At 52.2% G+C, this 13,191-nt stretch carries 10 protein-coding genes; 1 reads left to right on the forward strand and 9 read right to left on the reverse strand.

Annotated features, from left to right (window positions below; translation table 11 throughout):
- The 5 genes from glgA to asd all read right to left on the reverse strand — a co-directional run bounded on the left by glgA (position 1) and on the right by asd (position 8,278).
- Positions 1-1,434 (reverse strand): glycogen synthase GlgA, encoded by a 1,434-nt coding sequence (glgA, locus tag A9587_RS12990; RefSeq protein WP_001197632.1) that lies wholly within the window; start codon positions 1,432-1,434, stop codon positions 1-3.
- Positions 1,434-2,729, reverse strand: coding sequence for a glucose-1-phosphate adenylyltransferase (gene glgC / locus A9587_RS12995; protein ID WP_000624233.1), 1,296 nt, complete (start codon positions 2,727-2,729; stop codon positions 1,434-1,436). The genes glgA and glgC overlap by 1 nt, the downstream gene beginning before the upstream one ends.
- A 17-nt stretch (positions 2,730-2,746) precedes the next feature.
- Positions 2,747-4,720, reverse strand: coding sequence for a glycogen debranching protein GlgX (gene glgX, locus A9587_RS13000; protein ID WP_000192558.1), 1,974 nt, complete (start codon positions 4,718-4,720; stop codon positions 2,747-2,749).
- Positions 4,717-6,903, reverse strand: coding sequence for a 1,4-alpha-glucan branching enzyme (gene glgB, locus A9587_RS13005; RefSeq protein WP_000116221.1), 2,187 nt, complete (start codon positions 6,901-6,903; stop codon positions 4,717-4,719). Before glgB ends, glgX begins: the two co-directional genes overlap by 4 nt.
- A gap of 271 nt (positions 6,904-7,174) precedes the next feature.
- Entirely contained in the window at positions 7,175-8,278 is a 1,104-nt protein-coding gene (asd, locus tag A9587_RS13010) for an aspartate-semialdehyde dehydrogenase (RefSeq protein ID WP_001517255.1), read from the reverse strand.
- Between the two features lie 192 nt (positions 8,279-8,470).
- On the opposite strand from asd, the gene yhgN reads away from it, so the two are divergent.
- Positions 8,471-9,064 (forward strand): NAAT family transporter YhgN, encoded by a 594-nt coding sequence (yhgN, locus tag A9587_RS13015; protein WP_001002535.1) that lies wholly within the window; start codon positions 8,471-8,473, stop codon positions 9,062-9,064.
- 285 nt (positions 9,065-9,349) lie between these two features.
- Here the strand turns inward: yhgN and gntU are convergent, their stop codons facing one another.
- From gntU to yhhW, 4 genes are all read right to left on the reverse strand, one after another.
- On the reverse strand, positions 9,350-10,690 hold the full coding sequence (gntU, locus tag A9587_RS13020) for a gluconate transporter (protein ID WP_105263305.1): 1,341 nt from the start codon (positions 10,688-10,690) through the stop codon (positions 9,350-9,352).
- 3 nt (positions 10,691-10,693) lie between these two features.
- Positions 10,694-11,221, reverse strand: coding sequence for a gluconokinase (gntK, locus tag A9587_RS13025; RefSeq protein WP_000108330.1), 528 nt, complete (start codon positions 11,219-11,221; stop codon positions 10,694-10,696).
- 138 nt (positions 11,222-11,359) lie between these two features.
- The gene (gntR, locus tag A9587_RS13030) at positions 11,360-12,355 is read right to left on the reverse strand and encodes a gluconate operon transcriptional repressor GntR (protein ID WP_000730265.1); all 996 of its coding nucleotides are present in this window, start codon (positions 12,353-12,355) and stop codon (positions 11,360-11,362) included.
- Between the two features lie 93 nt (positions 12,356-12,448).
- Positions 12,449-13,144 (reverse strand): quercetin 2,3-dioxygenase, encoded by a 696-nt coding sequence (gene yhhW, locus A9587_RS13035; RefSeq protein WP_016249303.1) that lies wholly within the window; start codon positions 13,142-13,144, stop codon positions 12,449-12,451.
- Between the last annotated feature and the right edge of the window lie 47 nt (positions 13,145-13,191).

Raw genomic sequence — 13,191 nt, forward strand, 5'->3', positions numbered from 1 at the left:
CTATTTCAAGCGATAGTAAAGCTCACGGTACGACTTCGCCGCGACCTGCCAGCTAAAATCCATTGCCATAGCCTGACGTTGCACAAACCGCCACAGCGAAGGGCGGGACCACAGAACAAAAGCGCGCCGAATAGCCCGTAACAACGACCAGGCATTACTATCTTCAAAGACAAACCCACTGGCGACGCCATCTGCAAGGTTCTCAAGAGAACAGTCAGAAACCGTATCAGCAAGCCCACCGGTACGCCGCACTAACGGCAGCGTGCCGTACTTCAATCCATAAAGTTGCGTTAAGCCGCACGGTTCAAAACGACTGGGCACCAGAATGACGTCCGCGCCGCCCATAATGCGATGCGAAAATGCTTCGTGATAACCAATCTGTACACCAACCTGCCCGGGATGTTCCGCCGCTGCGGCAAGAAAACCTTCCTGCAACACCGGATCGCCCGCGCCGAGTAACGCCAGTTGTCCACCCTGTTCCAGAAGGCCCGGTAAGGCCTCCAGCACCAGGTCAAGACCTTTCTGGCTGGTCAGACGGCTCACCACTGCAAAAAGCGGCACTTTATCGTCAACCTTAAGCCCCATTGCGATTTGCAACTGGCGCTTATTCTCCGCTTTATCCTCCAATGAATCGCGGGTGTAACGCGAGGCCAAAAGTAAGTCCGTCTCTGGACTCCATATTTTCTCGTCCACGCCGTTCAGTATGCCGGAAAGCCGCCCTTCACGATGACGTTGCTGGAGCAGACCTTCCATACCGTAGGCAAACTGAGGTTCAGTAATCTCACGAGCGTAGGTCGGACTAACCGCGGTAATGTGGTCAGCGTAATACAATCCGGCTTTCAGGAAAGAGATTTGCCCGTTGAACTCCAGTCCGTGAACATTAAAGAATGACCATGGCAATTGGATGTCATTCATGTGATGTGCATAAAACATGCCTTGATAGGCCAGATTGTGCACAGTAAACACCGACTTCGCCGGACGCCCACTTGCCGCCAGATACGCAGGCGCAAGGCCCGCATGCCAGTCGTGCGCATGCACTACATCGGGACGCCAGAATGGGTCAAGCCCGCTTGCCATCTCTGCCCCAACCCACCCCAGCAGTGCAAAACGCAATACGTTGTCGGTGTAGGCAAATAAGTTGGTATCGTGATACGGGCTTCCGGGACGATCGTAGAGATGTGGCGCATCAATCAGGTAAATGCCAACCCCGTTGTAATGCCCGAACAGCAGCGTGAAATGCCCGGCAAAGGTATCACGACGAGATACCACCTTTGCATCGGTCACGCCGCGGCGAATATCGGGAAATGCAGGCAACAGTACGCGAGCGTCAACGCCGTCTGCGATTTGTGCTGCGGGTAATGCCCCAATAACATCAGCCAGACCGCCGGTTTTAAGCAGCGGGAACATCTCTGAACATACATGTAAAACCTGCATTATCGCTCCTGTTTATACCCTAACTTCCGTAGCATTTCGCGCGTAACCAGCACGATGCCTTCTTCTGAACGATAGAAACGACGTGCATCCTCTTCTGCATCCTCACCAATCACCATGCCTTCCGGAATAACACAAGCGCGGTCAATGACACAGCGACGCAGACGGCACGAGCGACCTACCCATACTTCTGGTAGCAATACGGCGGAATCAATGTTGCAGAATGAATTCACGCGAACGCGTGAGAACAGAACGGACTGCACCACCACCGAACCAGAGATCACACAACCGCCAGAAACCAGGGAGTTAAGGGTCATCCCGTGGCTACCGGAGCGATCCTGAACGAATTTCGCTGGCGGCAATGATTCATTGTAGGTACGAATCGGCCAGTTGCGATCGTACATATCCAGTTCCGGCACGACAGAGGCCAGATCGAGGTTCGCTTTCCAATAAGCTTCCAGCGTCCCCACATCGCGCCAGTACGGCTCGGCGTCCGGGTCGGACTGTACACAAGAGAGCGGGAATGGATGCGCATAGGCGAGGCCTTCTTCGGTAATTTTTGGAATCAAATCTTTACCAAAGTCGTGGCTGGAGTTTTCATCGCGATCGTCTTCTTCCAGCAGTTCATACAGGTAGTCTGCGTCAAAGACGTAGATCCCCATACTCGCCAAAGATTTGCTCGGATCGTTTGGCATTGACGGTGGGTTAGCCGGTTTCTCAACAAATTCGATAATTTTATCGTTTTCATCGACTGCCATAACACCAAATGCAGAGGCTTCTTCAATTGGGACTGGCATACAAGCAACGGTACAACGCGCACCTTTTTCGACGTGGTCGATAAGCATTCGCGAATAGTCCTGCTTGTAGATATGGTCACCCGCCAGGATCACTACATACTCCGCTTTATAACGGCGAATAATGTCGAGGTTTTGGGTAACTGCATCTGCCGTACCGCGATACCAGTTTTCCCCTTTCATTCTCTGCTGCGCTGGCAGCAGATCGACAAACTCGTTCATTTCTTCATTGAAGAACGACCAGCCGCGCTGAATGTGCTGCACCAGGGTGTGAGACTGGTACTGGGTGATCACGCCCATACGGCGGATACCGGAGTTGATGCAGTTGGACAGAGCAAAGTCGATAATGCGGAACTTGCCGCCGAAGTGTACGGCAGGCTTTGCTCTCTTATTGGTTAAATCCTTCAGGCGAGTACCGCGTCCCCCCGCCAGAATCAAGGCAACAGACTTCAATGGCAGCTGGCGTGCCAACATTAAGTGATCGTTCTTCTCTAAACTAATCATGACTAACTCCTTTTTTATCATCTCTGGAACACACACAATCCGTGTGCAGGTCCCGGCCAGACAGCCGTAATCACTGGGTTATCCTCTCCAGCGAATGGGGGAATGGCATGCCACTCCCCTGCAGGTAAAACAATCTCTGTTACCTCAAGCGTGGCGTTTATTGCGATCAAGAAACGATCCGAAAGCAAAATTTGCAGTTGCTTCGGCCCGTTCTGCCACTCATCCGAGCTTAAAGATTGAGCATATCGATTTAGCCAACGGACATTGCCGTCGCCTTCTTCCCACCAGCGATCCTCTACCAAAGCAGGAATGCGCTTGCGCAGATGGATTAACGCGGCGGTAAACGCGATTAAACCACTGCTTGCTTGCGACCAGTCCAACCACGTTAGTTGGTTATCCTGACAGTAAGCATTGTTATTGCCATGCTGGCTGTGACCATGTTCGTCACCGGCCAGTAACATCGGCGTACCCTGGGAGAGCAACAACGTTGTTAACAGGGCGTGAATGCTGTCGCGCCGCCGTTCAACCAGATCAAGAGTACCGCCTAATCCTTCTTTACCATGATTGTTACTGTAATTGTTGTTGGTTCCGTCGCGATTTTCTTCTCCATTTGCTTCATTGTGTTTATGGTTGAAACAAACGCAGTCGCGAAGCGTAAAACCGTCATGTGCTGTGACCAGATTAATCGCAGCACTCGGCAGACGGCCATTACGTTTAAAAACATCACTGGATGCGGCAAAGCGTCCGGCAAACTCTCCCAGAGGTAAATCATAATGCAGCCAGAAACGGCGGGCGGCATCGCGGAAATGATCGTTCCACTCGGCAAACAGCGGAGGGAAATTCCCCACCTGATAGCCGCCGGGTGCGATATCCCACGGTTCAGCAATCAGCTTCACTTGCGAAAGCACCGGGCAATTCTGGATAGCGATAAACAGCGGCGCATCCTGACGAAACTCCGGCGTTCGCCCCATGACTGTTGCGAGATCGAAACGGAAGCCATCAACGTGACAGGTTTCCACCCAATAGCGTAGACAGGCGCTGGCGTATTCCACCACTGCCGGATGGCTCAAGTTGAGTGTGTTGCCACAGCCGGTCCAGTTGTGATAATCGCCGTCTTCTCTTATCCAATAATAGCTACGGTTATCGATCCCGCGCAGTGAGAATACCGGACCGTCGAGATCCAGTTCCGCACTGTGGTTGAGCACGATGTCGAGAATGACCTCAATGCCCGCTTTATGCAGGGCTTTGACTGCATCACGAAACTCATCCAGCGCCGTTTCTGGCGAGCAGGCATACGCCGGATGCAGCGCAAACAGCGCCACCGGGTTGTAACCCCAGTAGTTGCTTAGCCCCATGCGTTGCAAACGCGGCTCACTGGCAAATTGCGCCACCGGCAGCAGCTCCAGTGCGGTAATGCCCAACTGTTTTAAATAGTTGATCATCACCGGATGCCCCAGGGCTTTATAAGTGCCGCGGATCTCTACCGGGATCTCCGGGTGCAAGTAGGTTAATCCTTTGACATGGGCTTCATAAATGATAGTGCTGCCCCACGACGTGCACGGCGGGGCATCATCTTCCCAATCATAGTGGTCCACTACCACGACACATTTCGGCGCAATGGCAGCATTGTCGCGATAGTCAGGTTCACTATGGCCAGCGTGCAGCAGCGGGTTATCTTTAAATTCCCCGACAATCTGCCGCGCGCAAGGATCAATCAACAACTTCGCCGGGTTAAAGCGATGCCCCATGGCGGGTTGCCATGGGCCATGAACGCGATAACCATAACGCAAACCCGGGCGCGCATCCGGCAGATAACCGTGCCAGATATCGCCACTTCGTCCTGGCAAGTCATACCGATGTTCTACGTCCTGGGCGTCAAACACACACAGCTCTACCCGCTCGGCATGAGCGGAGAAGAGCGTGAAGTTGACGCCCTGGCCGTCGTAATGCGCGCCAAGGGGAGCGGGTTTGCCAATGGCAAGTTGTGTCATTCTCCCTCCCGAACCAGCCAGATAGTGGCCAGCGGCGGTAGTGTAAGGCTTAATGAATGCTGACGACCGTGGCTGGCAATCTCATCGCTGTGTACCGCGCCGCCATTGCCGGCATTACTACCGTGGTAGTGCATGGAATCAGTGTTGAGGATTTCACGCCATTTACCCGGCTGATTAATGCCAAAGCGATAGTCATAGCGCGGCACCGGCGTAAAGTTACTGGCAACGATAATTTCATTCCCCTCTTTATCGCGGCGAACAAAAATCAGCACCGAGCGTTCATGGTCATCCACCACCAGCCATTCAAAGCCATACGCGTCGAAATCCAGCTCATGCAGTGCTTTATGATGACGATAAGTGTGGTTCAGATCGCGTACCAGACGCTGGACACCGTGATGCCAGTTGTCACCGCCTTCCAGCAGATGCCAGTCGAGGCTGGCATCGTGGTTCCACTCTCGCCCTTGGGCAAATTCATTACCCATGAACAGCAGTTTTTTGCCCGGAAACGCCCACATCCAGGCATAGTAGGCGCGCAGATTGGCAAACTTCTGCCATGCATCACCCGGCATTCTGTCGAGAATCGATTTTTTGCCGTGCACCACTTCGTCGTGCGACAACGGCAGGACGAAGTTTTCAGTGTAGTTGTAGAGCATCCCGAAGGTGAGTTTATCGTGATGGTATTGACGATAAATCGGGTCGAGCTTCATGTAATCCAGGGTGTCGTGCATCCAGCCCAGGTTCCATTTGTACCAGAAGCCCAGGCCGCCAATATCCTGAGGACGAGAAACGTTCGGGAAGTCGGTAGACTCCTCCGCCATCGTTACCGCGCCAGGAACTTGCTCACCGATAATACGGTTGGTATTGCGCAGGAACTCAATCGCTTCCAGATTCTCGCGTCCACCAAACTCGTTGGGGATCCACTCACCCTCTTTACGGCTGTAATCACGATAAATCATCGACGCTACTGCATCGACACGCAGCGCATCAATACCAAAACGTTCAACCCAGTACAGCGCGTTACCGACGAGGAAATTGCTGACTTCACGACGTCCATAGTTGTAGATCAGGGTATTCCAGTCCTGGTGGTAGCCTTCACGCGGATCGCTGTGCTCATACAGGTTCGTACCGTCAAATTCGGCAAGCGCAAAGTCATCAGTCGGGAAGTGCCCCGGCACCCAGTCGAGAATAACGTTCAAACCGGCTGCGTGTGCGGCATCAATGAAATAACGGAAGTCATCACGAGTACCAAAACGACGAGTTGGCGCATACAGACCCGTCGGCTGATAGCCCCAACTGCCATCGAACGGATGTTCATTAATCGGCAACAGTTCGAGGTGGGTAAAGCCCATCCACTTGGCGTAAGGCACCAGTTGATCAGCCAGTTCGCGATAGCTTAGCCAGAAGTTGTTGTCGGCGTGACGACGCCAGGAGCCCAGGTGAACTTCATAGATAGAGATTGGCGCATCAAACTGATTCGCTTTTTTGCGCTCTTCAGTCTGTACGACTTTTTCAGGCAGTCCGCAAATAAGGGAAGCGGTTTCCGGGCGCATCTGCGCTTCGAAAGCATAGGGATCAGACTTCAGACGGAGATTACCGTTAGCATCAATCATCTCGTATTTATAGAGCTGACCGTTATGCGCGCCAGGGATAAACAGTTCCCAGATACCGCTTTCTTTACGCAGACGCATTGGGTGACGGCGGCCATCCCAGTAGTTGAATTGCCCAACGACCGAGACTCGTCGGGCATTTGGTGCCCAGACAGAAAAACGCGTGCCGGTAACGCCATCCATAGTATCAGCGTGCGCGCCTAAGGTTTCATATGGGCGCAGGTGAGTACCTTCAGATAACAGCCAGGCATCCATTTCCTGGATTAAAGGACCAAAACGGTAAGGATCATCAATCAGGTTCTGCTGACCATGCCAGACAACAGCCAACTGATAACGGAAAAAATTCTTACGCCGCGGTATGACGCCGCTAAAGAATCCACGAGAGTCGAGACACTCCAGTTTAGCGACTTTGCGTCCGGTTTTTGGTTCAATCACCCACACATCGGTGGCATCAGGTAAAAGGGCACGGACTTCCAGTCCCGCTGTAGTTTTATGCATTCCCAGTACGGAAAATGGGTCTGCAAAATGGCCTGCAATTAGCGCGTTTATCACGTCTCTATCGATACGAACGGACATGCTTGTCTTCCTGTTTTATTGTGTCACCCCATCCAACTGATTTTTGACATCTGGTTGTGACATTTTTTTGACCTGAACGACGCAGCACTCTGTGCATCCTCTCTGCGTCGTCCTCCCTTCAGGTAAGGCAGTGAATACCCAGGTATTCTGCCACCCTTAAAGAATAGCCAATGCTTTATCTAACTCCCGGTAAATCATGAAACATCTGCGCTTACTCCTGTATTACGCACTAAAAGGGGCGGCATCGCGCCCCAAATTTAATGAATAAAGATTACGCCAGTTGACGAAGCATCCGACGCAGCGGCTCCGCGGCCCCCCACAGCAACTGATCACCCACGGTAAAGGCTGACAGGAATTCTGGTCCCATATTCAGTTTACGCAGGCGGCCTACAGGCGTGGTCAGCGTGCCGGTAACGGCTGCTGGGGTTAGCTCACGCATCGTGATTTCACGATCGTTTGGTACTACTTTCGCCCACGGATTGTGCGCAGCCAGCAGTTCTTCCACGGTCGGAATGGATACATCTTTTTTCAATTTAATGGTGAATGCCTGGCTGTGGCAGCGTAGTGCCCCGACACGCACACATAAGCCATCTACCGGGATCACGGAAGATGTGTTGAGGATCTTGTTAGTTTCCGCCTGCCCTTTCCACTCTTCGCGGCTCTGACCATTATCGAGCTGTTTGTCGATCCACGGAATCAGGCTACCAGCCAGCGGCACGCCAAAGTTATCAACTGGCAGTTCGCCGCTGCGGGTTAGCGTCGTAACTTTGCGTTCGATCTCGAGAATAGCAGAGGAGGGGGTCGCAAGTTCATCCGCCACATGGCCATACAACTGACCCATCTGGGTTAATAACTCACGCATATGTCGCGCACCACCGCCGGAAGCCGCCTGGTAGGTCGCAACGGAAACCCAATCAACAAGATTATTAGCGAATAAACCGCCCAACGACATCAACATCAGGCTGACAGTACAGTTACCGCCAACAAAAGTCCTGATGCCTTTATTTAATCCGTCGGTAATGACGCCCTGATTAACAGGGTCAAGGATGATGATGGCGTCATCTTTCATGCGCAGAGACGATGCTGCGTCAATCCAGTAACCTTGCCATCCGCTTTCACGAAGCTTTGGATAGATTTCGTTGGTATAATCGCCGCCCTGACAGGTCACGATGATATCGAGAGCCTTCAGCGCTTCCAGATCAAAAGCATCCTGAAGTGTGCCGGAGGTGCCGCCAAAGGACGGCGCAGCCTGGCCAGACTGGGAAGTCGAAAAGAAGACAGGGCGAATGGCGTCGAAATCGCGCTCTTCAACCATGCGTTGCATGAGAACGGAGCCGACCATACCGCGCCAGCCGATAAAACCAACATTTTTCATAAGCGTTTTTTTCCTGCAAAGATGTGTGCTGTATAAATGTGCCTGTGTCCTCATGGCACATCTTTCACCATACAAAAAGCAGCCAAAGTCGCAAGTGAAATTAATCAATGATAGCGAAGCCATCAGTAATGCGACTTATCCTGCTTTAACAGCACGCAGAAAGTCCACCGCAATTATCAGGGAACTTGAGTTATGAATGAAATCATTTCTGCAGCAGTTTTATTGATCCTGATTATGGATCCGCTCGGAAACCTACCTATTTTTATGTCCGTACTAAAACATACTGAACCGAAAAGACGCCGGGCAATCATGGTGCGAGAATTGCTCATCGCGCTATTGCTGATGTTAGTGTTCCTGTTTGCGGGCGAGAAAATTCTGGCATTTCTTAACCTGCGGGCAGAAACCGTCTCTATTTCTGGCGGCATCATTCTTTTTCTGATTGCCATTAAGATGATTTTCCCCAGCGCCTCGGGTAACAGTAGTGGACTTCCGGCAGGTGAAGAGCCGTTTATCGTGCCGCTGGCAATTCCACTGGTGGCGGGGCCGACTATCCTCGCCACGCTGATGCTGCTGTCACACCAGTACCCGAATCAGATGGGTCATCTGGTGATTGCCCTGCTGCTGGCCTGGGGCGGCACATTTGTCATCCTGCTACAGTCATCGCTCTTTTTGCGCCTGCTGGGCGAGAAAGGGGTAAACGCACTGGAACGCCTGATGGGGTTGATTCTGGTAATGATGGCAACCCAGATGTTCCTCGACGGTATTCGGATGTGGATGAAGGGGTAATGTTCAAACAGGTGCTGCGCACAACCAGCATTTTTCGCCGCTGATTAACCACAGCATCTATAGCTTCTCATTGCCCTTCCCTGAAGGTAGCGGTGGCGTTACTTAACATCCGTTGTAACAGCAATTCAGCTCCGTGTTTCTCCATCATCTTCTCCTGCGTCCGTTAACGCAGTGATTAGAATGGATAATGAGCCAGTGTTTTTGCGAGAGAGATCAAAAAGATGAAGAGAGGGGAAAAGAGAAATGAATTACTGCGAGCAAGCTCGCAGTAATTTGTCGCGGTAATTAACTCAACAACTGAAACGCAATCATCCCGACGATGGCACCGACAGTACCAAGAATGGTTTCCATCATGGTCCAGGTTTTCAGCGTTTCGGCTTCGGTCGCGCCGGTAAATTTACCGAACAACCAGAAACCGGCGTCGTTAACATGGCTGACTACAATCGAACCACCAGCGATACAAATCGACAGCGCTGCCATTTGCGCACCGGAGTAATTCAGTTGTTCAATAACCGGCATCACCAGCCCCACCGCCGTTAAACAGGCAACGGTTGCAGATCCCTGAATGATGCGCACCGCCGCTGCCAGCACGAAGCAGGTGATCGCAATCGGCAGGCCCATCCCGGTTAACGCTTCGCCCAGCGCCGAACCTACGCCAGAGTCAACCAGCACCTGTTTGAACACACCGCCCGCACCAATCACCAGCAGAATAATCCCCGCAGGTTGCAGCGCGTGACCGCAAATCTCCATCACTTTGTCTTTCGGCATACCCTGACGCATCGCCAGACCATAAATCGCCACCAGACAAGCAACCAGAATCGCGGTAAATGGATGGCCAACAAACTCAAACCATTCATAAGCCGTTGACCCTTCTGGCACAAAACGTGCAGCAATGGTTTTCAGCCCAACCAGTACTAACGGCAGCAGGATCAGCGACAAACTGAATCCGAAGGACGGCATTTTGCCTTCGCCAAGATGCGGTTCACTGATGTCGTCAGGAATATGCAGCTCAACGTAACGGCTGATGAAATTACCCCACAGCGGGCCGGCAATAATCATCCCCGGAATTGCCGCACACAGGCCAATCAGGATCATCCAGCCAAAGTCGGCATTCATCTGCGATGCCAGCAGCATTGGCGCTGGCCCCGGCAGCAAGAACGCCGCTGCCGCTGCTACGCCTGCAAACAGCGGGATAACCAGCTTTACCAGGTTTGTGCCCGTGTGGCGCGCCATTGAGAATGCAACGCTAATCAGCAGAACAATCGCCACTTCAAAGAACAATGGTAACGCACAGACCAGACCCGCAAGGCCAATGGCATAATGCGCGCGGCTGTGACCGAAGGATTTGAGCATTTTGACGGCAATCTGATCGACTGCGCCGGTTTCATGTAAGATCTTGCCAAACATGGCCCCCAGGGCGACAACCACCGCCAGGAAACCAAGAGTGCCTCCCATCCCTTTTTCCATCGTCGCTGCGATTTTATCGAGCGGCATACCGGAAAAAAGGCCTGCCCCCATAGACACCACCATCAAAGCCAGGAAAGCATGCATACGCGCCTTCATGACTAAAAACAGCAGCAGTAAAACAGACCCTACTGCTGTTAAAACAAGCGTTAATGTAGTCACTACTTATTTGCCTTTTTTAATAACCTCAATGGTGCTTGCCACAACACCTTCCAGCGGCTGATCGATATCTACCACCAGTACATCGGTTTCGTCCGCACCCGGTTCCTGCAGCGTTTCAAACTGCGTCACCAGCATTTGGGTTTTAAAGAAATGGCCTTTGCGCGCTTTCAGGCGGCTTTCAATCACATCAAAATCGCCTTTCAGGTAGATGAAAGAGAGATTTGGATTACCTTCACGCAGCAGGTCGCGATAGTGCTTTTTCAGTGCAGAACAGACGATCAGCGACACTTTATTGGTACGCTGCATGGCAAACGCGGCGTCGTTCAGCGCCTGTAACCACGGTTTACGATCATCATCATTCAACGGTTCACCGGACGCCATTTTTTCGATATTGCGACGCGGATGGAGGAAATCGCCATCAAGAAACGCGGCATGAAGTTGATGCGCCACTTCACTGGCGACCGCAGATTTGCCGCTGCCCGATACGCCCATCAGAACGTAAATGTGGTGATCATGGTTAGTCGTGCTCAAAGTGGTGCCCCCACAGTACAAGAATTAAAAATGTTACGGGTAACTGTTATCGGTAACATTGTCCGGCCGGACAAAAATAGAAGCAATATCCATCCGTGCCTTAAGTGTATAAGTGTGAGCTACTTCAAATTTGTGAGCTTAAATAGATCCGCCCGGTGACAAGGTGAAACCTAAATCTAACATTTTCGGTGTCACCGCTTCGCCACGAATACGCGCCAGCAGGCGCTCAGCGCCAATGCTGCCCATCCGCTCACGCGGCGTCAGCACGCTCGCCAACCGTGGCTCCATCACCTGACCAATATCGTGACCGTGGAAACCGGCGATCGCCATATCATCAGGGATTTTCAGCCCCAGGCGCTGACATTCAAATGCCGCGCCAACGGCCAGGTCATCGTTGGTACAGAACACGCCATCTAACTGCGGATATTCCCGCCGCGCCTGGCGAATCAGTTCAATACCAGAAGAGTAAGAAGAGGATTGCTCGACCATCACGCTATACGGCACCAGGCCGGCATCCAGCATCGCCTGCTCATATCCCTTCTGTTTGATGATAGTACGTTCATCGAGGCGCGCACCAAGATAAGCCACATGACGATGCCCACGGGCAATGATAGCGGCGGTCATCTGCCGTGCCGCTTCAAAGTTATTAAATCCGACGGCGATATCGAGACACGGCGACTGGCTGTCCATCAGTTCCACCACCGGAATACCTGCCACTTCAATCATCTTTAATGTGCGCGGCGTGTGGGTACGTTCGGTGAGGATCAGCCCGTCGATATTCCACGAGAGCATCGATTCGAGGCGTTCTTGCTCCATTTCCGGTTTATAACCGTAGTGAGCCAACATGGTTTGATAACCGTGTGCGTCGGTAACGCTTTCAATTCCGCGTAACACTTCGGCAAAAACCTGGTTAGTCAGAGAAGGTAGCAGGACGCCAATCGCCCGACTGGTGGCGTTTGAGAGGATATCGGGTGCGCGATTGGGAATATAACCCAGTTCATCAAGAGCGGCAGCGATCTTGCCGCGCAGGGCGACGGAGACTTGCTCCGGGTTGCGTAAAAAACGACTGACCGTCATTTTGGTCACGCCTACACGATCAGCCACATCCTGAAGTACGGGTCTTTTCTTTTTCATCGTCCTGAAAGGTACAAAAGGGATAGATTCCTTTAGTTTACCACGGACGCATCAGAACCTTCCCGATTCCTCGGGAAGGTTTGTGAGATAAATTTAGACTGGCGGTAAATCGAACAGCAGAATTTCACTGTCGCTATCGGCGTGGATGGATATCGCCTGCTCATCCCAAATTGCCAGGCCATCGCTGGTCGAGGCTTTTACGCCGTTAATGGTGACGTTGCCTTTCACCACCTGGATCCAGACGCGGCGTTCAGCGGCAATCTGATGTATTGACTGTTCATCTTTCACCAGCGCCCAGCGGTACAGCTCCATATCCTGATGCACTTTCAACGAACCGTCACGCGCATCCGGCGAGAGCACCAGTTGTTTGCCCTGTACGGCATCGAAGCGACGCTGTTCATAACGCGGCGTAATGCCGTTTTCTTCCGGCATGATCCAGATCTGATACAGATGCAGACGCTCGGTGCTACTTGGGTTGTACTCTGAGTGACGAATACCCGTACCCGCACTCATAATCTGAAACTCGCCCGCCGGAACCTGTTCTTTGTTCCCCATGCTGTCCTGATGCTCAACCGCACCTTCCAGCACATAGGTCAAAATTTCCATATCTTTATGTGGGTGAGTGCCGAAGCCCTGCCCTGCTTCAATCACGTCGTCGTTAATCACACGCAGCGCGGAGAAGCCCATAAAGTTCGGATCGTAATAGTTGGCAAAAGAGAAAGTGTGCCAGGAGTCCAGCCAGCCATGATTCGCATGGCCACGTTCATTTGCTTTGCGTAAGTAGATCATTTGTATTCGCCCCCTGAATGATTTGATGGGCTTAGTGTGGACCCGAT

It is taken from the genome of Escherichia sp. MOD1-EC6162, assembly GCF_002965125.1.
GTDB lineage: Bacteria > Pseudomonadota > Gammaproteobacteria > Enterobacterales > Enterobacteriaceae > Escherichia > Escherichia marmotae.

Excerpts from the sequence above, each read along its gene's own strand:
- glgA (WP_001197632.1), bottom strand. The coding sequence starts at position 1,434 with ATGCAGGTTTTACATGTATGTTCAGAGATGTTCCCGCTGCTTAAAACC.
- glgC (WP_000624233.1), bottom strand. The coding sequence starts at position 2,729 with ATGATTAGTTTAGAGAAGAACGATCACTTAATGTTGGCACGCCAGCTG.
- glgX (WP_000192558.1), bottom strand. The coding sequence starts at position 4,720 with ATGACACAACTTGCCATTGGCAAACCCGCTCCCCTTGGCGCGCATTAC.
- glgB (WP_000116221.1), bottom strand. The coding sequence starts at position 6,903 with ATGTCCGTTCGTATCGATAGAGACGTGATAAACGCGCTAATTGCAGGC.
- asd (WP_001517255.1), bottom strand. The coding sequence starts at position 8,278 with ATGAAAAATGTTGGTTTTATCGGCTGGCGCGGTATGGTCGGCTCCGTT.
- yhgN (WP_001002535.1), top strand. The coding sequence starts at position 8,471 with ATGAATGAAATCATTTCTGCAGCAGTTTTATTGATCCTGATTATGGAT.
- gntR (WP_000730265.1), bottom strand. The coding sequence starts at position 12,355 with ATGAAAAAGAAAAGACCCGTACTTCAGGATGTGGCTGATCGTGTAGGC.
- yhhW (WP_016249303.1), bottom strand. The coding sequence starts at position 13,144 with ATGATCTACTTACGCAAAGCAAATGAACGTGGCCATGCGAATCATGGC.